Here is a 21,040-nt window from a genome sequence, read left to right on the forward strand (position 1 = left end):
GGCCAGCGCGCCCTGCCGGTCGGCCGATTCGCCGCCGCTGCTGAGGGCGATCTGCAGGGCAAGGGCGCCGATGAGGACGTACACCACACCCCGTGCGACAAAGCCCGCCCGCCCCGCGGCAGACAGCGTCTCGTTCTGGGTGGAACGGGCCGCGGACTTCACGGCCTGGCCGCGCCCTTGTGTGCTGGACGACGTCACGATGTCCTCCTCGTGGTGTGGGCGCGCGGTACGCGTCCACCGTTCCTGAGTGCCCGGGGCCGGGCACTTGATGCGAGCGGTCGACGAGCGACGGCCGGAGCGGAACCGGCTGAGCTGTCGGCCAACGTCAGGGTCGTCACCGGCACAGCACTGGCCACTCCCGGCCCGGGCCCGCTGTCGGCGCCTGGGCTACTCCGCGCGGTTGTCCGGACCTCAGGACCGGTGTCGCCGGGCCCGCTGTTTCAGGGCCTGTGCCACGCGGGGGAGTTCCTCGTGCAGCAGGCGGCCCACCAGTGCACCGCCGTAGACGACGACGCCCACACCGACCAGCCAGGACTGGACGACCAGGACGGTTCCGAAGGGGCCGTAGGTGACGGCACTGGAGGCGATCAGCGGGGAGAAGACGAGACGGGAGAAGACCCGAAGACCGAGCAGCCCGAGCGCCGTTGCCATGGCGCCTGGCAGCAGGGCGCTCCAGGCGATCCGCCCGCCGAGCAGCATCCGCTGCGACCACCAGAAGAACAGGACGGCGCTCAGTGTCGCGGCCAGCGTGCCGGCCGGCGAATGGCGCCACAGCGTGGTGGTGGCGGTCAGGTACAGGGATCCGAGGAGCACGGCGAGCCACAGCACCTGCCGCCATCTGGCATACCAGCGCGCCGGGGGCAGCTCCCAGACCTTCTCGTAGCCCAGCTGTACCGCCGCCCCGAAGGTCAGCCCGAAGACGGCGAGCGCGGCAAGACCGAAAGCGGTCGTGGTCTCCAGTACCTGGCCCGGCCGGGCGAACAGCTGCCCGATCTCGTCCCTGGCCGCCCTCGACACACCAAGCCCGTCCCCCAGCCACTGCGCGAACCCCTGCCCGTGCTCCGGATCGGTCGCGGAGACGACGATCAACAGGGGGACCAGCGTGAGAAATCCGAGCGCCGCGAAGCCCAGCGACCTCGGCCCCAGTTCGATCTCTCGGCTCAGCCGCCATCCCCGCCCGGCCGGCGAACCGCGGAACACACGACACAGCCGTGCCGGCAGAGATGAGCTGTCCGCAGCCCCTGAAGACTTTGACAGCCGTGAACGTGAGAGCGTCACCGCCGCTCCAGCGCGTGAAGGCGCCGCAACGCGCGACGCCACTCGCGCCGTATCCCCTCGGGGAGCTCCTGGCCCTTGGTGGTGGCGACCAGGGCCGCAGCCACGTCGCGGAGTTTGACGTTGCAGTGCTGCGACACGTCCACCAGCAGGCCCCAGGACTGCTCGCGGGAACACGGCGCCAGGACCATCACCATGCCACGCGCCTGGTCGATCACCGCACGGCTGGCCAGCGCCTGCTCCAACTGCTCGTTCTTGGCGCGTAGTTCGACGACCTCGGCCAGCAGAGCCGCATCGTCTGCCGAGGGCACAGCCGTCAACAGACGCTGTTTTCACGGGGCGTGGTCAGCTGGTGCATGGTACGTACCTCACAACACAGCCCTCACAACGGAGTCATCGTGTTCATGAGCGGTCAGCGGCGCGCCAGTTGCCTCTCGCCGGCCGCACCGGGCTTGTAGGCCAGTCCGTAGTGCTTGAGATCGCTTCCTCCTGGTCGGCGGGCAGCACGTCGTCGGTACCGATCGACGGAGCCTGTTTCACCAGCGCCCTGACATAGTCGATCTTGAGACAGCCCGGGCCGACGATGGCGTCCTCGATGGGGACGAAGAGCAGACGGTGCCGGGTGGGCAGCCCGGTCCGTACCGTGGCCATGGCCGGCTCGTCGGTGGTGGTGTCCACATAGACCGCCTCCAGCACACCGATCTTGTGACCTGCGCTGTCGACGACGTCACGGCCACGCCATTCGCGGACATCGGCTGTGTGAATCATGGCATTCCCCTTCCGGAAGGCTCCTCTGTCAGTGGTGAGTTGCACCCCCGGTCTTCCGCGTAAAGCCGCCGCAGTGCGTGCCGCAGCGCCCGCTGCATCAGCCGCGGGAGCGGCTCACCCTCCCAGGCGGCGACCACGGCCGCGGCCACCTCCGGAAGTTTGGCGTTGCACTGCCGTGCCATGTCCACCAGCAGGTTCCTGGCCGGCTCACGGCGGCAGGGGGCCAGGACCATCACCATGCCGCAGGCCTGATCGATGATCGGACGGCCGGTCAGCGCCCGCCGCAGCTGATCGATCTCGGCGCGCAGCGCCACGACATCCTGACCCGCCGGGTCCTCCACCGAGGCCTCGGCCCTCAGATCCCACCAACTCCTCGGAACCATGACTGTGCGGTGCATGGCATCAACCTCTCCACGATGTCCGCGCGCCCGGAGCGGCTGAAGCCACACCGGAACTCTGGATACCGGGCAACTTCATCGGCCACCCGCGACGTTCATGGTCCCGACGGTCCTCGCGCCTCCAGCGCGCCCAGTGCTGACGGCTGTAGCGACGGTCCCAGCGGTCCTGACGCTCCCGGCAGTTCACGTAGTCCCGGTACTCCCCGAAACCGGAACCGCCGCCGCGGCCCCGACCTCCACCGCGATCGCGAGCCGTAGCGAGTGGAACCGAAGACCAACACCGCCGCGGCCAGCCACCAGAGGGGGTTGAGGAACCCGAAGCCGAACAAGATCAGGGCGACGATGAGAAGCAGAACGAACACAGCGGGCCTCCCCGGAGCGGAAACAAGACATCACTGCCGGGGGCCGGGGCCAGTTCGAACAGCGTAGCTCTGCCCAGAGGTTGCGGATAGCGCCCCATGTAACGGTCAGCCAACCGGAACACATGGCCGCTTGCCGTCTGCCCAGGGAGTGCGGTGAGGGCTAGCGTGCACGGTACGGCCCGAGCCCCCGGCAGCGTCGATCACTTCTCGCGCTCCTTCGAGGGTGCACCTCGCGCATCAGTGCCGGAACCGCACCCGCCCCCAACGGGCCGCACCCGCCGTCGCCACGCTGTCCCTGCGCGACCTTGATGCGCCCCAGACGGGCAACGATCCGCCGCCCGCCGCGTCGCACGCATACCACTGCAGGCGGTACACATGTACGCCCTGATCCTTACGGCTTCGACCCCCTTCGTCCTGCTCGCCACCGTGATGGGCCTGTCCTGGTGGGAGGACCACGTCCTGCCCGGGCCGCCGGCCGAGCCGGTCGAAGCTCCCGCCGAGGCTCCGTTCACCCCAACGACCCCGGCCCAGCTCGCAGAACTCCCCCGTGTAGACACCGCGTTGACAGGGGAAGTCGTCGGGCGTTGACTGACAGCACGGCGTAGGGCTATGCCACTCCGGATTGTTCGGCGGCAGCATTCCACCTCCCCCGCTTCGCCCGGACCCCGCGGAACTCAGAAACTTTCCGCGATCTGGAGGCCCGGCAATGATGTGGATTCTTCTCCTTCTGCTGATCCTGGTGGTGTTCGGGTTCGGCTTCACCATGCAGATGCTCTGGTGGGTCGCCGCTGTACTGCTGGTCGTCTGGATAGCCGGCTTCGCGATGCGCGGGCGCGGCGGTGGAGGGCGCCGGTTCAGCCGCAGGTAGTCCCCACTTCAGCAGACAAACAGGAGGCCGGCCATGAGCGTCGGACAGACGATCAAGCACAAGACCCAGGCGTTCAAGGGCCGGGTCACCGAACGCATCGGCCGGAGCACCCGCAACAGGCGACTGCAGCGTGAGGGCAGGACCGACCGGGTCTCCGGAAACCTGAAGCAGTCCGGCGACAAGGCCAAGGACGCCTTCAGGCCCTGACCACAAACGCCCCGGGTGGTGCCCACGTCGCGTGGACACCACCTGGCAGGCCGACGCGGAATCAGCCCACAGGAAGTGACGGGAACGGCAATGAAGCCGAACAACCTAGGAGCCGAGAGCCAGAGAAGGCCGCCATGCTCACCATCGTGATCATCGCCGTGATCGTCATCGCGGCGGTCACCGTCCTCGTCATCGGACGTGGACGCATCCGGGATGGCGGCGGGCGCGGGCTGAAGCACCGATTCGGACCCGAGTACGACCGTGCCGTCACCGACCACGACGGCGACACCAAGGCGGCCGAGCGGGAGCTCGGCGAGCGCGTCAAGCAGCACGGCGCCCTCCAGGAGCAGCCGTTGTCGCCCGAGGACCGGGCGCAGTACAGGGCTCAGTGGGCCGACGTCCAGGAACAGTTCGTCGAATCACCGCAGAAGGCCGTCGCCGCGGCCGACGCACTCCTTGCCAGCCTGGCGAGGGACCGCGGCTTCCCCGACGGCGAGCAGTTCGAGGAGCAACTCGCCGCCCTTTCCGTCCACCACGCCGCCCATGTCCACGGCTACCGCAGCGTGCACACGGCAGCGCACGGCCAGGGCGACACCGAGGAAATGCGGGAGGCCATGATCGGGGCCCGGAGCCTCTTCGAGACGCTGGTCACCGAACAGGCCGGCGACTTCGACCGGCACCGCCCGCCGTCCCCCGACGGCAACGGCCACTGGCCGTGGGCGCTGAACCGACGCCCCGCGAAGGGAAGCAGCACCTGATGTCGCACAACGCCGAACCCGCACGGCAACCCCAGCCCGGAGGCACGGATCCCGCTCCGCAGCGCACCCCGCAGGCACCGCAGACCCAGCGGGCCCCTCAGACACCTCCCGCCCAACCCGCTCACACACCGCGTGAACCCGCCACCACCCCCGACCGCCCCAGCCTCGATCGCAAGCCGGTCGCGGAACTGCTCCCGCAGGGCGAACACGACAAGCTCACACTGCGCCTCCAACAGGCCCTGAACACCTTCGTCGACAGCCCGCGCCAGGCCGTGGAGGAAGCCGACAGTGTCTTCGACGAAGTCGCCACCCACTTCACGAACACCCTCACGGAGCAGCGGCGCGTCCTGCGATCGGGCTGGCAGGGCCAGGATGCCGAGGCACAGACCGAGGAACTACGGGTCGCGCTGCGGCAGTACCGGGAGATCACCGAACGGCTGCTGCACATGTCGGCGTCCGCCGGCCGGTAAACACCGTCCTCCCCGCAGGAAGCACAGCCGCCGGGGTTGACCGGTGTGGTTCACCACACCGGTCAACCCCGGCGGCTGTGTGCTGCTGAAGCACTCAGCCCGATCCGGCCGGCGGCTCCGAGACAGCCCGGGCCTCGGACCGTGCGGCGTGCCGCCTGACGAACTGCGGCAGCACCCCCCACAGGCCGCCGCACACCAGCAGCGTCGTACTCCCCGCGATCACCCCCTCGACCCGGCCGAGCACCACGTCGACGACGAGCAGCACGCACCCGGTGAGGGCCAGCATCAGGACGCCCATACCCGCCCCCGCCAGCAGCGAGGAGATCATGACGATCTCGGGCTTGGCCCCACTCTGAAACAGCGTGCGGTGCAAGGCGGCCGGCGCCGTGAACAGGGCCGCCGCGAGCACCGCGAGCAGCAGCGTGGTGATGTACATGGTGCGCTGTGCCGTATCGAGTATGGGGAAGCGGGCGGTGAAGGCCAGCGTCAGCAGAAACGCGAACAGGATCTGGACCCCGGTCTGGATGATCCTCAACTCCTGGAGCAGCTCGCCGTAGTTGCGGTCGGCCCGCTCCAACGTCGTCTCCTCGCGCGGCGTACGGGAATTCTCCTCAGCCATGCCCTGGCAAGCTACTCGACGGCTGCGGAACCGTCCCCGGCCGGACAGAGCATGCCGCGCCAGTTCACAGACTCTCAGCCGGTCGGTAAGGCGAAGCGCAGGATGCGTCCCCAGGTGGAGCCGTACTGCCGCCACAACGGGCCGGTGACGTACGGGATGTCGTACTGCTCGCAGAGTTCGCGTACCTGCGGGGCGATCTCGGCGTAGCGGTTGCTGGGCAGGTCCGGAAAGGCATGGTGCTCGATCTGGTGGCCGAGGTTGCCGCTGAGGACGTGGAAGAGCGGGCCGCCCTCGATGTTGGCGGAGCCCTGGACCTGGCGCAGGTACCACTCGCCGCGGGTCTCGCCCTCGATGTGCTCCTCGGTGAAGGTCTGGACGTCGCCGGGGAAATGGCCGCAGAAGATGATGGTGTGGGTCCACAGGTTGCGCACCGTGTTGGCGGTGAGGTTCCCGAGCAGACAGGGCAGCGCGGACGGGCCCGCGAGCAACGGGAAGACCACATAATCCTTGGCGAGCTGGCGGGTGGCCTTGGCGAGGAACCCGCTCACGTCGTCCAGGAAGGAACGCCACGGCTTGCGGCCGGCGGCGACGGCATCGGGTTCCAGGTCGTACAGCGCGATACCCCACTCGAAGAGCGGCGCGAGCACGAAGTTGTAGAACGGCTGGGCGAGATGGCGCGGACGCCAGGCCTGGTCGGCGCTCATCCGGAAGACGACGTACCCCAGGTCGCGGTCGAGGTCCACGACGTTGGTCCAGGTGTGGTGCAGATGGTTGTGGGTGTGCTTCCAGGCCTCGGCGGGCGTGAGGAAGTCCCACTCCCAGGTCGTGGAGTGGATCGCCGGGTCGCCCATCCAGTCCCACTGGCCGTGCAGGATGTTGTGGCCCAGCTCCATGTTCTCCAGGATCTTGGCAAGGGAGAGCAGGGCGGTGCCCGCCGCCCAGGCGGGCGGGAACAGCGAGACGGCAAGCGCGAGCCGCCCGCCCGCCTCCAGACCGCGCTGGGCGGCGATCACGGCATGGATGTAGCGCGCGTCGTCGGCACCGCGCGCGGCGATGATGTCGGAACGGATCCGGTCGAGTTCCTTGCCGAACTCCTCGCCGAGGGTGGCCTCGGGGGGCGCGAGAGCGGTAACGGTCACAGGGGACTCCTTGCGTGGCTGGGCGTGAAGTTCGCGGGTACGCAGGTCGCGCACGGGGCCTCCAGGGGGAGCCGGTCCGCAAGGCGGGCCAGGGATGCCGTCGGCAATCTCGGGGTGGCACTCACCACGGTCGGCCACCGGCCGACGGAAGAATCACGTCACGGTGCACTCGATGCTCTGCCGCCGAACCGGGGCGTGGCACATCGCTGCTGTCGAGCCCTGCGTGCACCACGCGCCTCCCTGGAGCAGAGCAACTGAGCTGCTGCCGGGGGCTCGGGCCTCACCGGGCAGCCTAGCGGCGCCCTCGACTGCGCGGACAGTGGCCTCCGGGCGGAGAGGGCGTGACCAGGCGGTCGTACCGCTTGGCCGGCAGATGTCGAGTGGGCAGGGCGGGACGGCATCGGAGCCGCCCGATCACCACCGTGTAAACATCGTGGTACCCGTCTCCCAGGCCGACCGCGGGGCCGTCCTCACGACTACGCTGGGTACGGACGTCCCAGACCCCGGCGGGCCACCACTACTTGGCGCACATGCCTGTGGAGAGCGGATCACTCGTCCCCTCGCCCCGCGCATCCCCGAGGGAACCGGCTGGGTCCGATGCCCCGGAACACCGGCTGCCGGCTCGGCCCTTCACCTGCCCGCACGACAGTACGACCGTACCGGGAGCCCGGCACGGTCTCGTGAACCGAGGCACCCCGCCCATGAGCAGCCCACCCACCCTGAGCGTCTACCGGCACGACACCGGCAACCGGGCGCTGGTCACCCTGGCCGGTGAGATCGACCTGGATTCGGCGCCCCTGGTGCACGCGTCCCTGGAGCGGTGTCTGCGCGACGGCATCCACGCCATAGACGTCGATGTCACCGCCGTGACCTTCTGCGACTGCAGCGGCCTCAACGCCTTCCTCTACGCCTTGTTGCACACAACCGCGGCCGGAAAATCCCTGCAACTGCACCACCCCAGCCCGGCGTTGGAACGGCTCGTCACCCTCACCGGCTCCGGATCCCTCTTCCTCGCCCTCCCGGACGCCTTCGCCGGGAGCCGGCCGCCCCCGTGGCCCTCTCCCATGCACCAGGCCGCGCACCGGCTCCCTCCGGCCATGACTGCTCTCCCGGGCGGTGTGCTGTGACGGCCCCACCCGGGCCGAGCCGACCGCGGAAACGCGCAGACCACCGGCGGCCCGCCACCCGCAGGACGCCTCTGAGCCTGCGCCGGCTCAACCGCTGGCAGGCCGAGAGCCTGCGGGAGGACCTGGCGGACCTGTACGCAGAGTCCTGCGCCACAGCGCCCGGTGGGGAACACCGCGGCCGGAAGGACTTCCTGCGCCGTCTCACACGTGACACCTGGCGACCGGGGTTCGCCATGCTGACCGCGCAGGCACCGGACTTGGTGGGGTGCGCGTTCGGATTCCCCGTGCCGCGTGACGGCTCCTGGTGGAACGGACTGCGCGGACCACTCCCGCAAGACGTCGAGCAGCTCACCACGTCCGGACAGGTCTTCGCCATCAGCGAGATCGTGGTCCGCCCCTCCGAGCGGCACCACGGCCTGGCCGACACTCTGCAGCAGCAGTTGCTGGGCGACCACCGGGCTCTGCTCGGCGCGACCTTGGTGGACCGGACCCATCGTGCGGCCTGTGCCGGGTTCCGGTCACGGGGATGGCGCGACATCGGCGTGGTCTACAGGTCACCGGGCCCTACGGTGCTGCGGGCCCTGGTCCTTCCCCTCGGAGAGCGGACGGCGGCGGAGCCGGGCGACGTCGCGCACCATGCACGGATTCAGTGACCGCCGCAGGACCAGGATGAGGCACGCACGTGAGGACCAGTGGATGAGCGGCAGGCGGCAGGGGTGCCCTGTGGCGGGCTGGAGGCTGGTCGGCCGGGATCCAGAGCCTGACGCCCGGCCTGCGGACACGAACCAAGATCACAGCAACCAGGGTCAGAGCAACGATGACACCTGATGGCACATCCCGCCTTCCCCGGCGCAAACCAGTCCCCACGCGAAGGTGCGCACGATGGACCAGCAGCTCCTTTCCAAGACATTCGTCGAACTGGCCGACAACCTGGTCGCCGACTTCGACCTGGTGGACTTCCTGTGCCTGCTGACCGACCGTTGTGTCGGCATGCTCGGGGTGAGTGCGGTCGGGGTACTGCTCGCCGACCGCAACGGCGAACTCCGGGTAATGGCCGCCTCTGGCGAACAGGTGCGCCTGCTGGAGCTCTTCGAGCTCCAGAACGACGAAGGGCCCTGCCTGGAGTGCTTCCGCACCGGCGCGCTGATCTCCGTCCCCGACGTGACCACAGAGATCCACCGCTGGCCGCGCTTCGCCGCGCAAGCCCACCACGGTGGGTTCGCGGCAGTCCAGGCCGTGCCGATGCGCCTGCGGGACGAAGTCGTCGGCGCCCTGAACCTCTTCCGCTCCGACGCCGGCCCCTTCGACCCGGCAGGCACACTCGTCGCCCAGGCCCTGGCCGACGTCGCCACCATCAGCCTCGTGCAACAACGCGCCACCCACCACAGCACGATCCTCAACGAACAGCTACAGACCGCACTGATCAGCCGCGTACTGATCGAACAAGCCAAGGGCAAACTCGCCGAACGCCTCGACATCGACATGGAACAGGCCTTCTCCGCACTGCGCGCCTACGCCCGCGCCCACAACCGCCGCCTGTCCGACCTCGCCCGCACCTTCACCGACGGCACCGAACCCCTCAACGGCCTGATCGTCTGACCACCCGCGACCGATCCTCCAACGCACCGCCCACATCAGAGCACAGGCCGAACATGCCGCCCCTGAGCGGGCACCGAACAATGAAGAGCCGGCATGCGAACTACCCACATGCGACGAGCCGTTCACCCCAGCACCGTGCCGGCGACCGCCTCTTCAAGACCCTTCTGGAGCTGCCCACGGGCTCACCGCCCGCGGTCGTCCGAATCGCATGGTGTCGGTCCTGTCCGGGCCCGGTCCATGCTGCGGGCAGGGTCCTCGCCCCTCTGCCGACTACGGTCGGCGACGGACACACCCGGAGCGGGTGGTGAGGACGGTGAGTGTGAAGCGGCGATATGGGGGCCCGCGCCGTCCTCGCACCTCGTGGCCGCCCCCGATGATCCGGGCAGCAGTCTGTTCACATCCCTCACGGCTCCCGGTTCGGGTCGAGTTCCCGCAACGCTGTCCGCAACGCGCCGAGCGCGGTGAGATTGGCACTCACCACGAACTGTTCCAGCAGGACATCGGCCCGCCGGTGCTTCCTGCTGCGGACTGCCTCCACGATCTCCTCAACGGCCCGGCGCTGGACCTCGTCAAACGGCATGTCCCCTGCGGCATCGGCCGCCATCAGACCGCCTTCCTCGTCCCGACGCGGCGCAAGCTCCCGCACCGAGTGGATGAGAGAGTAGGGCAGCTTGAAGCGGACACCGTCCAGGGTGATGCGCACTGGCACCCCCTGTGAAGGCTGGAACGCCTGGAACCGGTTGGTGAACAGGGTGAGCACGTAGCTTCCTTTCGTGGTGCTCAGCGGCCAGACGCACCCGTCGGCCCCGCCGACGGCGCGCCCGGATGTCATCGATGTTCCTCGCTCCCAGAGCCCAACGACACGCCGCCCGACTGGGGATGCCCTCCTTGGCCGGGTCCTCCAGAGGGCTCCGGCCAACCAGACGCAACTAGGGATGACCTCCACCAAGACCTCAGGTGACCTGAACGCAATCAGCAGCAAGAAGCGGGAAAAGGCGGGCACGATCAAGTCCCGGACTTGATCCAGGTGCGCCTCCGGATCGCCCTATGTGAGCTGTTGCCCAAAAGCGGTCCCTCTCCCGCGAGGCTTCCCTGGCGCAACAGCGGCCGAGTCCTCACGAGTCACAGCAGGTCAATCCAAGAGGAATCGCAGAGTGGAACTCTCGCGGAGCGGAGTTCCTACCGGCGAGGAGCAACAGGGGTGCGGGCACTTCGATGAGCGTACGGACCGCCCCCTGCCGCCCCTCCGACGGTCCTACGCCACGGCCCGGTCCTCCGGCCATACCGGCACACCGGGTGCCCGTCCGGCCTGGCGGACCTCGGTTCCGTCGTGAGCGATCAGCTTCGGCTCCCTCTCGTGGAGTTCCGCGAGCAAAGAGGTCACGTGTTCCTCCAGGCGCGGTCCGGTGGTGTCCCTGGGAACGGTCACCCACACCGGGCCGCCCTGGCGGGTGTCACCGACGGCGTGCCCGTAGAACCCCTTCGGGGCCGACTCGCACTCGACCACCCGCACACCGCAGTAGTCGATCAGCTCCTGCGACGAGGCAACCGCCTCCGGCTGTACGTACTCACGCCCGTCCGCGATGAACTCGTTCAGCCTGGCCCGCAGTTCGTCCGCCTCCTCGAAGGTGAGGGCGACGTACTTCCAGCGTTCGGCGCCGCCGACGGTGAGGTCGATCTGAGGCTGCCGAGCGTGCCCCATGTGCGCCAGGCCGAGTTCGAGGATTTCGGGCTCCGGGCCGTCCTTGGCCCGCGTCACGGGCTGGAGCGTCAGCTCCATCTCATGCGTGTGGGCGGCGTGGAAGTGGTCTACCAGGAGCCCGCTCGGGGTGTGTTCCCGTTCGTCCCGGTACTGGCACCAGGGCGGGCAGGGGGCGACGAGTTCAAGCGGATGGGTGGCCGACGGGTAATGATCGATGGCCTCGGTGACACCGCCCCGGATGACGGTGTCGTAGCGGTGCCGCAGACCGCGCAGGCTCAGCGCGAAGTGCTCCAGGCCGTCGATGAGCGAGCCCAGGGCGGTGCTGTCGAGTTCGGCGGTGCCGTCGACGGCCGAGAACCACAGCCGGGACGGTTCACCACGCGCCTCCTCGTCGTGGCCGAGCCCGATCTGCACGGACAACAGCGGTACTTCGATACCGGGGCTCGCTCCTTCCGGGGCCGCGAGCCGGATGGGGGCGCTGACGTGGCTGCCGGTCGCCTCGGCGTGCGGGTCTTGCGCGCACCATGCGGGGCAGTTGCGCTCGGGGGCCGGGAGGGTCAGGACTGTTGCGCTGGACATGATGTCTCCTCGGGATAGGAGTGGCTTCTTGTCCAGCAGTTTTGACCTGTTCACGGAACGCACGGATCTAAACTCGTGTTCCGGGCATAGAGCCCGTTGATCAGTACCAGGCTGGAGCCCGTCAGCCTCGCCCAGCACCCAAGGACAGACCGCCCAGGATGTGCGGGCCAACGATATACAATCGATCATGTATATTGATATACGCCGCTGTGTGCATGAGGAGGTCATCGTGAGCCGCACCGTCATCGACCTCGACGACGAGGCACTGGAAGCAGCCGCCAAGGAACTCGGCACCACCACCAAGCGCGACACGATCAACACCGCCCTGCGCGAGGTCACCGCTCGCTACCGGCGCCTGCGCGCACTCGAAGACGCCCGGCAACTGGTGGCCGACGGCGCCCTGGACATCGACATCCTCCTGGACAAGGCGCAGTACCGGCCGTGACCGTCGCCGACTACCTCATCGACACCTCCGCCCTCGCCCGCGTCCTGCTCGGCCAGAACACGACCGAGTGGGACGACAGAATCGGCGCCGGCCTCGTCGCGATCTGCGACCTCACGGAACTCGAAGTCCTCTACTCCGCCCGCTCGGCCGAGGACCGCACACGGCTGAAGGCGGCACTCGACGCCCACTACGTGTGGTGTCCCATGCCCGACGGCATCTACCGTCGCTCCCGAGTGATCCAGGAACAGCTCACCGCCAAGGGCGAACACCGCAGCGCAGGCCCCGTCGACCTCCTCGTGGCGGCCACCGCCGAAGAGGCGGGCCTCACCCTGCTCCACTACGACCACGACTTCGACACCATCGCCCGGACGACAGGACAGCCGGTCCGCACGATCGACCTCAGACGGTAGGGCCTCCCGCGGGAACTCAGGGCAGCTCAACCTGGCCCGCACGCGCGGAACTGGCTTCCCACAGCGGGGAATGCGGGGCCGTCGTAGACGAGATCGCCCCCCTGCGCCCCGGCCGACCTCCGCGTTCGCGCCCTCCGCCGCACATACAACGCACACCATGGCGCCGACATCCACGAACAGAGCGGCTGCACAGTGCACTTCGCCGAGGGGGCGAACTGCCACACCTGCTGCGGCGGACTGCCGAGACCAAGCAGTAGCCGACAACGTTCTGCGACCGAGGCGCCGCCTTGGATGAACCCATCGGCTGGCGGGGCAGGAGGCTCCAACACCCACGGCGGGCGAGCCGAGCAACAGCCAGAGACGGGCCCGGCAGGCAGGGTTGAAGAGGCACGTCGACCTAGCCGCTCCGCTCCCTACGCCCCGTCTTCATTTCGTCGCGTCCACTGAGCGTCCACTGGATCTTGCGTCTCGGCTCCGCTGCGTAACCTCCAGCGGCCGAGCCTGATTTGCATCGCCGCAGGTCAGCTCCTTGCCAGGGGAAGCCGCGCGCCCGCCGGAGCACCTCGAACAGTACTTGTGAGCAGCGGATTCTTCCCCGTTGGACCCGAGGCGTCAATCAGGGCCACTGAAGTGACGTTTCCGCAGGTCAGAGGGCATAACTGGTGGGGCGGGTGGGACTCGAACCCACGGCCGACGGATTATGAGTCCGCTGCTCTAACCGGCTGAGCTACCGCCCCATAGCGGCGTGTCGCGTACAGGTATGCGCGCCGTCTGCCGCAGCATAGCCGCTCATACGATCTCCTGCCTCGTATGGTCGACTTCGCATGCCCTTGAGGACTACGCCGTGACCTGCACGGTTCCTCCGCACATGAAAAAGGACCCCATCGGGGTCCTCGTTCAGCAGGCTCTCCCGACTGGACTCGAACCAGTAACCTGCCGGTTAACAGCCGGCTGCTCTGCCAATTGAGCTACGGAAGATCGAAGCTCCCCCGACTGGACTCGAACCAGTAACCTGCCGGTTAACAGCCGGCTGCTCTGCCAATTGAGCTACAGGGGAATGCCTCGTTGCATCGAACGTAGCTCCTTGGGTATTCGCCAGGGGGCGGGCGTTCGCTGCGACACATACATTAGCGCAAGCAGGGGGGTGCTCCGCCAATCGGTTCCCCCCGGCACCGACGCCGCACCAGGGACCTACGCAAGGAGAGGGTGGCCGCCATGCGCTACAAGCTCACGTTCGTCGCCGGACTGGCTCTGGGTTACGTGCTGGGCACGCGTGCCGGGCGCGAGCGCTACGAGCAGCTGAAGAAGTCCGCACGCCAGGTCGCCCAGAACCCGGCCGTCCGCAACACCGCGGAGTCGGCCGCCCAGCAGGGCCGCCAGTTCGCCGGCAAGGCGTACCACACGGTGAGTGAAAAGGTGGGTGACCGGGTCCCCGACTCGGTGGCCCAGCGGGTCCGGTCCCTGCGCGACCGGAACACCAACGGCACGGCCGAGGACGACTGGGGCACGAGCAACACATAGTCCACACGCACCCCCATGGCGCGTGACCCATAGAATTTTCGCCATGGGGATAGTCGCCGGGCTGGACAGTTCGCCCGATTTCACTCGCATCGTCGTCTGCGACGCGGACACAGGCGCCGTGCTCAAGCAGGGCTATGCGCCGCATCCGGTCGAAGGTGCCGAAGGCGGCTCAAGGCCCTCCGACGTCGATCCACAGGCCTGGCTGCTCTCCCTCGGGGAGGCCGCCGGCGGCGGGCTGCTCGAAGGTGTGCAGGCCATCGGCGTGTCCGCCCAGCAGAACGCGGTCGTGGCGCTGGACTCGCAGGGCAACACCGTGCGGCCCGCGATGGTCGGCGGTGACAAGCGCGCGCAGGTCGCCGCGGCCGATCTCGTGGACGCGCTCGGCGGGCGCGAGGCGTGGGCGCAGGCGGTGGGGTGCGTACCGCAGGCCGCGCAGCCGATCACCAAGCTGCGCTGGCTGAACAAGACCGAGCCGGACAACGCGCTGCGCACGGCCGTTCTCCTGCAGGCGCACGACTGGCTGGTGTGGCAGCTCCTGGGGCGCCCGGTCCGCCGTACCACCGACCGGGGCGGGGCCTCCGGGACCGGGTACTGGTCCGCCGCCAGCGGTGGTTACCGGACCGATCTCGTCGAGCTGGCGCTCGGTCACCAGGTCATGCTGCCCGAGGTGATCGGGCCCTCCGACGCGGCCGGTACGACGCCGGAGGGGCTGCTGATCTCCGCCGGGACCGGGGAGACGATGGCCGCCGCCTTCGGGCTCGGGATCGGGCTGGGCGACGCCGTCGTGTCGCTCGGCGCCTCCGGGTCCGTGATGGCCGTCCATCCCGAGGCGCTCGTCGACAGCTCCGGGATGATCACCTCGCTGGCCGACGCGACCGGCATGCACCTGCCGGTCGTCACCACGCTGAACGCCGTACGGACCCTGCGCGGGGCCGCCGAGATGCTCGGGCTGGCCGATCTGGAGAGTCTGTCCGAGCTGGCGATGAAGTCGACGCCGGGGGCGCACGGGCTCGTACTGCTGCCGTATCTGGAGGGTGAGCGGACGCCGAGCCTTCCGCACACCGCCGGGACGCTGGCGGGGCTGCGGCGGGAGTCGATGCGGCCGGAGCATCTGGCGCGGGCCGCGTTCGAGGGCATGCTGTGCGGCCTCGCGGACGCGCTCGACGTGCTGCGCGGCCGGGGTGTCGAGGTGCGGCGGGTCTTCCTGCTGGGCGCGGCCGCCGAGTTGTCCGCCGTCCAGGCCTCGGCGCCCTCGCTCTTCGGGGCGCAGGTCGTCGTACCGCAGCCGGCGGACTACGCGGCGCTGGGGGCCGCCCGGCAGGCGGCCTGGGCGCTCGGTGTGTCGCAGGGCACACTCGACCCGCGCATCGCTCCGGTCTGGCAGGGCGCGGCCGCTCAGGTGCTCGAGCCGGGCGAGGAGCTGGCGGTGGGGCAGGCGGTGCGGCAGCAGTTCGTTTCGGTGCGGGAGCAGACACACCCTGGAGCGTTCCGCCCATAAGGCGGCAAAGAACACTGCTCTCGGCTTAATCGGTTGAGGTAACACGGGTGGAGTGTCCGACGATAGGAGCCTCGGGCATCAAGCCCGCCCGACCGCCGACTCCGAGAGACGTAGCGTGCTCATACGACTTCTGCGGACCTACCTCAGGCCCTACCGGAAACCCATCTGTCTGCTGGTGCTGCTGCAGTTTCTGCAGACCTGCGCCACGCTCTACCTGCCCACACTGAACGCGCACATCATCGACAACGGCGTCGTGAAGGGTGACACCGGTTACATCCTCTCCTTCGGCGCCCTGATGATCGGCATCTCGCTGGTCCAGGTCGTGTGCAACATCGGTGCCGTGTACTACGGCGCCAAGACCGCGTCGGCGGTCGGCCGGGACCTCCGGGCGGCCGTCTTCGACCGGGTGCAGTCCTTCTCGGCGCGCGAGGTGGGCCACTTCGGGGCGCCCACGCTGATCACCCGTACGACCAATGACGTGCAGCAGGTCCAGATGCTGGCCCTGATGACGTTCACGCTGCTGGTGTCGGCGCCGATCATGTGCGTGGGCGGCATCGTGCTGGCGCTCGGCCTGGACGTGCCGCTGTCCGGGGTGCTGGTCGCCGTGGTGCCGACCCTGGGCATCTGCGTGACGCTGATCGTGCGGCGGCTGCGGCCGCTGTTCCGGTCGATGCAGGTGAAGCTGGACACCGTGAACCGGGTGCTGCGCGAGCAGATCACCGGCAACCGGGTCATCCGCGCCTTCGTGCGGGACGAGTACGAGATGCAGCGCTTCAGGAAGGCCAACACCGACCTCACCGACATCGCGCTGAAGACCGGCAACCTGCTCGCGCTGATGTTCCCCATCGTCATGACGGTGGTGAACCTGTCGTCGATCGCGGTGGTGTGGTTCGGCGCCCATCGGATCGACAGCGGCGGGATGCAGATCGGCGATCTGACCGCCTTCCTCGCCTACCTCATGCAGATCGTCATGTCCGTGATGATGGCCACCTTCATGTTCATGATGGTGCCGCGCGCTGAGATCTGCGCCGAGCGCATCCAGGAGGTGCTCGACACGTCGTCGAGCGTCGTGCCGCCGAGCAGTCCGGTGACGGAGCTGCGGCGGCACGGGCATCTGGAGATCCGCGGGGCCGGGTTCCGCTATCCGGGCGCCGAGGAGCCCGTCCTCAAGGCGATCGACCTGGTCGCGCGGCCGGGTGAGGTGACCGCCGTGATCGGCTCGACCGGCAGCGGCAAGTCCACGCTGCTGGGGCTGGTGCCGCGGCTGTTCGACGCGACCGACGGCGAGGTCCTCGTCGACGGGGTGGAGGTGTCGAGCGTCGATCCGGTGCTCCTCGCCAAGACCGTCGGGCTCGTGCCGCAGAAGCCGTACCTCTTCGCGGGCACGGTCGCGACCAACCTGCGCTACGGCAATCCGGACGCCACCGACGAGGAGCTGTGGCACGCGCTGGAGGTGGCGCAGGCCAAGGGCTTCGTGAGCGGGCTGGAGAACGGCCTGGACTCCCCCATCGCGCAGGGCGGCACCAACGTCTCCGGTGGTCAGCGGCAGCGGCTCGCGATCGCCCGTACGCTCGTGCAGCGGCCGGAGATCTACCTCTTCGACGACTCCTTCTCCGCCCTCGACTACGCCACCGACGCGGCCCTGCGGGCGGCGCTCGGACGGGAGACCGCCGAGGCGACCGTCGTGATCGTCGCCCAGCGGGTGGCCACCATCCGCGACGCCGACCGGATCATCGTCCTCGACGAGGGCCGGGTCGTCGGCACGGGCACGCACCGCGAGCTGATGGCCGACAACGAGACCTATCGGGAGATCGTGCTCTCCCAGCTGACGGAAGCGGAGGCTGCCTGATGGCCGGGCCCATGGGGCGCATGATGGCCGGCACCGGTCCCGAGAACCGCTCGCTGGACTTCAAGGTGTCCGGCAGGCGGCTGCTCGCCCAGTTCAAGCCGGAGCGGCTCACCCTCTACGCGATGCTGCTCTGCGTGGTCCTGAGCGTCGGCCTCAACGTGGTCGGACCGAAGATCCTCGGCGAGGCCACTGACCTGGTCTTCGCGGGCATCATCGGACGGCAGATGGAGGCCGGGACCAGCAAGGAACAGGCCCTCGAGGCGATGCGCGCCGGGGGCGACTCCCAGGTCGCCGACATGCTCCGGAGCACCGACTTCACCCCCGGCGAGGGCATCGACTTCACCGCCGTCGGACACGTCCTGCTGTTCGCGCTCGGGGTGTTCCTCGTCGCCGGTCTACTGATGGCGGTGGCGACGCGCCTGGTCAACCGGGCCGTCAACCGCACGATGTTCCGGATGCGCGAGGACGTGCAGACGAAGCTGTCGCGGCTGCCGCTGTCGTACTTCGACAAGCGCCAGCGCGGCGAGGTGCTGTCCCGCGCGACGAACGACATCGACAACATCGGGCAGACCCTCCAGCAGTCGCTGGGCCAGCTCATCAACTCGCTGCTCACCATCGTCGGTGTGCTCGCGATGATGTTCTGGGTGTCGTGGCAGCTGGCGCTGGTCGCGCTGGTGACCGTGCCGCTGTCGTTCTATGTGGCGCGCCGGATCGGCAAGCGGTCGCAGCCGCACTTCGTGCAGCAGTGGCGCTCCACCGGCAAGCTGAACGGCCACATCGAGGAGATGTACACCGGGCACAACCTGGTGAAGGTGTTCGGCCGCCAGGACGAGTCTGCCGCGCAGTTCGCCGAGCAGAACGACGCGCTGTACGAGGCCGGGTTCAAGGCGCAGTTCAACAGCGGGGTCATGCAGCCGCTGATGATGTTCGTCTCGAACATCAACTACGTGCTGGTGGCGGTGGTCGGCGGCCTGCGCGTCGCGTCGGGTTCCCTGTCCATCGGTGATGTGCAGGCCTTCATCCAGTACTCCCGCCAGTTCTCGATGCCGTTGACGCAGGTCGCGTCCATGGCGAACCTCGTGCAGTCGGGCGTCGCCTCGGCCGAGCGGATCTTCGAACTCCTGGACGCGGAGGAGCAGGAGGCGGATCCGGTGCCGGCGCTGCGGCCCGAGGAACTGCGCGGGCGGGTCGCGCTGGAGGGCGTGTCCTTCCGCTACGACCCCGAGAAGCCGCTCATCGAGGACCTCTCGCTGAAGGTGGAACCGGGCCACACAGTCGCGATCGTCGGCCCGACGGGAGCCGGCAAGACCACGCTGGTCAACCTCCTCATGCGGTTCTACGACGTCTCCGGCGGGCGTATCACCCTCGACGGCGTCGACATCGCGGGGATGTCCCGGGACGAACTCCGGGCCGGCATCGGCATGGTGCTCCAGGACACCTGGCTGTTCGGGGGCACGATCGCGGAGAACATCGCGTACGGGGCGTCGCGCGAGGTCACCGGGGGCGAGATCGAGGAGGCGGCGCGGGCGGCCCACGCCGACCGCTTCATCCGCACGCTCCCCGACGGCTACGACACCGTGATCGACGACGAGGGCAGCGGGGTCAGCGCCGGTGAGAAGCAGCTCATCACCATCGCGCGGGCGTTCCTGTCCGACCCGGTGATCCTGGTGCTCGACGAGGCGACGTCTTCGGTCGACACCCGGACGGAGGTGCTGATCCAGAAGGCGATGGCGAAGCTCGCCCACGGGCGGACGTCGTTCGTGATCGCGCACCGGCTGTCGACCATCCGGGACGCGGACACGATCCTGGTCATGGAGAACGGCTCGATCGTGGAACAGGGCGCGCACGCGGACCTGTTGGCGGCCAACGGGGCGTATGCGCGGCTGTACAAGGCACAGTTCGCGCAGGCGGTGGCGGAGGTGGATTAGCGGTTTTCGCCCCCGCCGCCCCTTCCCGTCCCGACCTTGGGGGCTCCGCCCCCAAACCCCCGCTCCTCAAACGCCGAAGGGGCTGATTTCAGCCCGTCCGGCGTTTGAGGACGAGCGGCGAAGCCTCCTGCCTCAGTCCAAGTAACCCCTCAACTGGTCCGCGAAGGCGTGATCGCGGAGCTTGTTGAGGGTCTTCGACTCGATCTGGCGGATCCGTTCCCGCGTCACGCCGAAGATGCGGCCGATCTCCTCCAGCGTGCGGGGGCGGCCGTCGGCCAGGCCGTAGCGGAGTTGGACGACCTTCCGTTCGCGCTCGCCGAGAGTGGAGAGCACCGCCTCCAGATGCTCCCTGAGCAGCAGGAAAGCCGCCGACTCGACGGGCGATGTCGCGTCGCCGTCCTCGATGAGGTCGCCGAGAGCGACGTCGTCCTCCTCGCCGACCGGCGCGTGCAACGACACCGGTTCCTGGGCCAGCCGCAGCACCTCGCTGACGCGCTCAGGCGCCAGGTCGAGGTGGGCGGCGACCTCTTCGGGGGTCGGTTCGTAGCCGCGTTCCTGCAGCATGCGGCGCTGGACGCGGACGACCCGGTTGATCAACTCGACCACGTGGACCGGGACTCGGATAGTCCGGGCCTGGTCGGCGAGGGCCCGGGACATGGCCTGGCGGATCCACCAGGTGGCGTACGTGGAGAACTTGTAGCCGCGGGCGTAGTCGAACTTCTCGACGGCCCGGATGAGGCCCAGGTTTCCTTCCTGGACCAGGTCGAGCATGGTCAGGCCGCGGCCGACGTACCGCTTGGCCACGGAGACGACGAGCCGCAGGTTCGCCTCGATGAGGCGGCGCTTGGCCATCCGCCCCATGACCACGAGCTTGTCCAGGTCGAGCGCCAACTGGCTTTCCACGTCGGGGGTGTTGCTCAGCTTCTCCTCGGCGAACAGGCCGGCCTCGACCCGGCGGGCGAGTTCGACCTCCTCGGCCGCGGTGAGCAGCGGGATCCGGCCGATCTCCCGCAGGTACTGGCGGAACAGGTCGGAGGAGGGACCGCCGGTGTCGGCGGCGCGGGCAGCGCGCCGTGGCTCCACCCGTTCGGGAGCCTCGGCGGTCTCCAGCGCCTCGGCGGGCGGTTCCACGGGCTCGGCCGGGGCTTCCGGCTCGGCCTCGGGGTGGTGCACGACACGGCTCTGCGGGGGCACCGCGACCAGGACGTCGGTCTCGGCGTCCGGCTCCGTGTCGTCCGTACTGGTGTCGGTTGAGAGGGTCTGGGTCTGCACGGGGGCGACCTCCAGGATGATCGCTGCCAAGGTGGACGGCAGCGGTACTTCGGGGGCGGAGTCGACGGCCTCGCCGCTGTCCGTCCCGTACGCGATGAGCGGAACCGCGGGGTACTGGGACCCGCTGGGGACGGATCGGCCGCGCTCCGAGGACTCAGGCACCGGAACCCAGTGTGGAGTACGACACATCGCCGCCACGAGGGGCGTGCGGTGACTTTTTGAGTCCGGTCCGTGACCGCGTGGTTA

General features: G+C 68.9%; 23 protein-coding genes, 3 tRNA genes and 1 pseudogene. 14 read left to right on the forward strand and 13 right to left on the reverse strand.

Annotated elements, in window-relative coordinates; genetic code table 11:
• The 5 genes and pseudogenes from IG08_RS0140940 to IG08_RS0140960 form a co-directional block, all read right to left on the reverse strand.
• Window positions 1–198: DUF1206 domain-containing protein (locus IG08_RS0140940; RefSeq protein ID WP_030615451.1), on the reverse strand; the 198-nt coding region annotated here is incomplete at its 3' end.
• A 213-nt stretch (window positions 199–411) separates the two neighbouring features.
• Entirely contained in the window at window positions 412–1,200 is a 789-nt protein-coding gene (locus IG08_RS0140945) for a YihY/virulence factor BrkB family protein (protein WP_234343090.1), read from the reverse strand.
• A gap of 74 nt (window positions 1,201–1,274) precedes the next feature.
• Complete coding sequence (locus IG08_RS0140950; protein WP_234343091.1) at window positions 1,275–1,586, reverse strand: ANTAR domain-containing protein; 312 nt, start codon at window positions 1,584–1,586, stop codon at window positions 1,275–1,277.
• Window positions 1,587–1,687: 101 nt separating this feature from the next.
• Window positions 1,688–2,043: pseudogene (locus tag IG08_RS54890) on the reverse strand (PRC-barrel domain-containing protein).
• The gene (locus tag IG08_RS0140960; RefSeq protein WP_078655933.1) at window positions 2,040–2,441 is read right to left on the reverse strand and encodes an ANTAR domain-containing protein; all 402 of its coding nucleotides are present in this window, start codon (window positions 2,439–2,441) and stop codon (window positions 2,040–2,042) included. Before IG08_RS0140960 ends, IG08_RS54890 begins: the two are co-directional and overlap by 4 nt.
• Window positions 2,442–3,178: 737 nt before the next feature.
• Between IG08_RS0140960 and IG08_RS0140965 the strand changes: the two genes are divergently transcribed.
• From IG08_RS0140965 to IG08_RS59475, 5 genes are all read left to right on the forward strand, one after another.
• A complete protein-coding gene (locus IG08_RS0140965; RefSeq protein ID WP_030615462.1) occupies window positions 3,179–3,391 on the forward strand; it encodes a hypothetical protein in 213 nt (70 codons plus the stop codon).
• Between the two features lie 118 nt (window positions 3,392–3,509).
• Entirely contained in the window at window positions 3,510–3,671 is a 162-nt protein-coding gene (locus IG08_RS0140970) for a hypothetical protein (protein WP_030615466.1), read from the forward strand.
• A 33-nt stretch (window positions 3,672–3,704) separates the two neighbouring features.
• Window positions 3,705–3,878: a CsbD family protein gene (locus IG08_RS57870; RefSeq protein WP_078655934.1), complete on the forward strand. Its 174-nt coding sequence runs from the start codon at window positions 3,705–3,707 to the stop codon at window positions 3,876–3,878.
• A 134-nt stretch (window positions 3,879–4,012) separates the two neighbouring features.
• Window positions 4,013–4,636: a hypothetical protein gene (locus IG08_RS0140980; RefSeq protein WP_030615468.1), complete on the forward strand. Its 624-nt coding sequence runs from the start codon at window positions 4,013–4,015 to the stop codon at window positions 4,634–4,636.
• Window positions 4,636–5,106 carry a hypothetical protein gene (locus tag IG08_RS59475; RefSeq protein WP_106981120.1) on the forward strand — a complete coding sequence of 157 codons (471 nt, stop codon included), beginning with the start codon at window positions 4,636–4,638 and terminating at the stop codon, window positions 5,104–5,106. The genes IG08_RS0140980 and IG08_RS59475 overlap by 1 nt, the downstream gene beginning before the upstream one ends.
• A 94-nt stretch (window positions 5,107–5,200) precedes the next feature.
• Here IG08_RS59475 and IG08_RS0140990 read toward each other — a convergent pair whose 3' ends face one another.
• Both IG08_RS0140990 and IG08_RS0140995 read right to left on the reverse strand, forming a co-directional pair.
• Entirely contained in the window at window positions 5,201–5,725 is a 525-nt protein-coding gene (locus IG08_RS0140990; RefSeq protein ID WP_052425069.1) for a DUF6328 family protein, read from the reverse strand.
• A gap of 74 nt (window positions 5,726–5,799) precedes the next feature.
• A complete protein-coding gene (locus IG08_RS0140995; RefSeq protein ID WP_030615478.1) occupies window positions 5,800–6,864 on the reverse strand; it encodes a fatty acid desaturase family protein in 1,065 nt (354 codons plus the stop codon).
• 701 nt (window positions 6,865–7,565) lie between these two features.
• On the opposite strand from IG08_RS0140995, the gene IG08_RS54895 reads away from it, so the two are divergent.
• From IG08_RS54895 to IG08_RS0141010, 3 genes are all read left to right on the forward strand, one after another.
• Window positions 7,566–7,991 (forward strand): STAS domain-containing protein, encoded by a 426-nt coding sequence (locus IG08_RS54895; RefSeq protein ID WP_043456444.1) that lies wholly within the window; start codon window positions 7,566–7,568, stop codon window positions 7,989–7,991.
• Window positions 7,988–8,644, forward strand: a complete 657-nt coding sequence (locus IG08_RS61785; RefSeq protein ID WP_234343092.1) for a hypothetical protein — start codon at window positions 7,988–7,990, stop codon at window positions 8,642–8,644. Before IG08_RS54895 ends, IG08_RS61785 begins: the two co-directional genes overlap by 4 nt.
• 229 nt (window positions 8,645–8,873) lie before the next feature.
• On the forward strand, window positions 8,874–9,590 hold the full coding sequence (locus tag IG08_RS0141010; protein WP_030615485.1) for a GAF and ANTAR domain-containing protein: 717 nt from the start codon (window positions 8,874–8,876) through the stop codon (window positions 9,588–9,590).
• Between the two features lie 403 nt (window positions 9,591–9,993).
• Here the strand turns inward: IG08_RS0141010 and IG08_RS0141015 are convergent, their stop codons facing one another.
• Both IG08_RS0141015 and IG08_RS0141020 read right to left on the reverse strand, forming a co-directional pair.
• Window positions 9,994–10,350, reverse strand: a complete 357-nt coding sequence (locus tag IG08_RS0141015; protein ID WP_158812326.1) for a ferredoxin reductase domain-containing protein — start codon at window positions 10,348–10,350, stop codon at window positions 9,994–9,996.
• A 495-nt stretch (window positions 10,351–10,845) separates the two neighbouring features.
• Window positions 10,846–11,871, reverse strand: coding sequence for a DUF6907 domain-containing protein (locus tag IG08_RS0141020; RefSeq protein ID WP_030615492.1), 1,026 nt, complete (start codon window positions 11,869–11,871; stop codon window positions 10,846–10,848).
• Between the two features lie 229 nt (window positions 11,872–12,100).
• Here IG08_RS0141020 and IG08_RS0141025 point away from each other — a divergent pair, with 229 nt between their 5' ends.
• Together IG08_RS0141025 and IG08_RS0141030 are read left to right on the forward strand one after the other, a co-directional pair.
• The gene (locus IG08_RS0141025; protein WP_030615495.1) at window positions 12,101–12,316 is read left to right on the forward strand and encodes a type II toxin-antitoxin system VapB family antitoxin; all 216 of its coding nucleotides are present in this window, start codon (window positions 12,101–12,103) and stop codon (window positions 12,314–12,316) included.
• Window positions 12,313–12,726, forward strand: a complete 414-nt coding sequence (locus IG08_RS0141030; RefSeq protein WP_030615496.1) for a PIN domain nuclease — start codon at window positions 12,313–12,315, stop codon at window positions 12,724–12,726. Before IG08_RS0141025 ends, IG08_RS0141030 begins: the two co-directional genes overlap by 4 nt.
• Window positions 12,727–13,386: 660 nt before the next feature.
• Here IG08_RS0141030 and IG08_RS0141035 read toward each other — a convergent pair.
• The 3 genes from IG08_RS0141035 to IG08_RS0141045 form a co-directional block, all read right to left on the reverse strand.
• A tRNA-Ile gene (locus tag IG08_RS0141035) sits at window positions 13,387–13,463 on the reverse strand.
• A gap of 168 nt (window positions 13,464–13,631) precedes the next feature.
• A tRNA-Asn gene (locus IG08_RS0141040) sits at window positions 13,632–13,704 on the reverse strand.
• A 6-nt stretch (window positions 13,705–13,710) separates the two neighbouring features.
• Window positions 13,711–13,783 (reverse strand) — tRNA-Asn (locus IG08_RS0141045).
• A 158-nt stretch (window positions 13,784–13,941) separates the two neighbouring features.
• Between IG08_RS0141045 and IG08_RS0141050 the strand changes: the two genes are divergently transcribed.
• The 4 genes from IG08_RS0141050 to IG08_RS0141065 all read left to right on the forward strand — a co-directional run bounded on the left by IG08_RS0141050 (window position 13,942) and on the right by IG08_RS0141065 (window position 19,522).
• Window positions 13,942–14,247, forward strand: a complete 306-nt coding sequence (locus IG08_RS0141050) for a hypothetical protein (RefSeq protein ID WP_030615497.1) — start codon at window positions 13,942–13,944, stop codon at window positions 14,245–14,247.
• 43 nt (window positions 14,248–14,290) lie between these two features.
• Window positions 14,291–15,745: an FGGY family carbohydrate kinase gene (locus IG08_RS0141055; RefSeq protein WP_030615498.1), complete on the forward strand. Its 1,455-nt coding sequence runs from the start codon at window positions 14,291–14,293 to the stop codon at window positions 15,743–15,745.
• 115 nt (window positions 15,746–15,860) lie between these two features.
• A complete protein-coding gene (locus IG08_RS0141060) occupies window positions 15,861–17,594 on the forward strand; it encodes an ABC transporter ATP-binding protein (RefSeq protein ID WP_030615500.1) in 1,734 nt (577 codons plus the stop codon).
• Complete coding sequence (locus IG08_RS0141065) at window positions 17,594–19,522, forward strand: ABC transporter ATP-binding protein (protein WP_030615505.1); 1,929 nt, start codon at window positions 17,594–17,596, stop codon at window positions 19,520–19,522. Before IG08_RS0141060 ends, IG08_RS0141065 begins: the two co-directional genes overlap by 1 nt.
• Before the next feature lie 132 nt (window positions 19,523–19,654).
• Here IG08_RS0141065 and IG08_RS0141070 read toward each other — a convergent pair whose 3' ends face one another.
• A complete protein-coding gene (locus IG08_RS0141070; protein ID WP_030615507.1) occupies window positions 19,655–20,956 on the reverse strand; it encodes an RNA polymerase sigma factor in 1,302 nt (433 codons plus the stop codon).
• Window positions 20,957–21,040: the final 84 nt, after the last annotated feature.

It is taken from the genome of Streptomyces fulvoviolaceus (assembly GCF_000718165.1).
In the GTDB taxonomy this organism is placed as follows: Bacteria; Actinomycetota; Actinomycetes; order Streptomycetales; family Streptomycetaceae; genus Streptomyces; species Streptomyces fulvoviolaceus.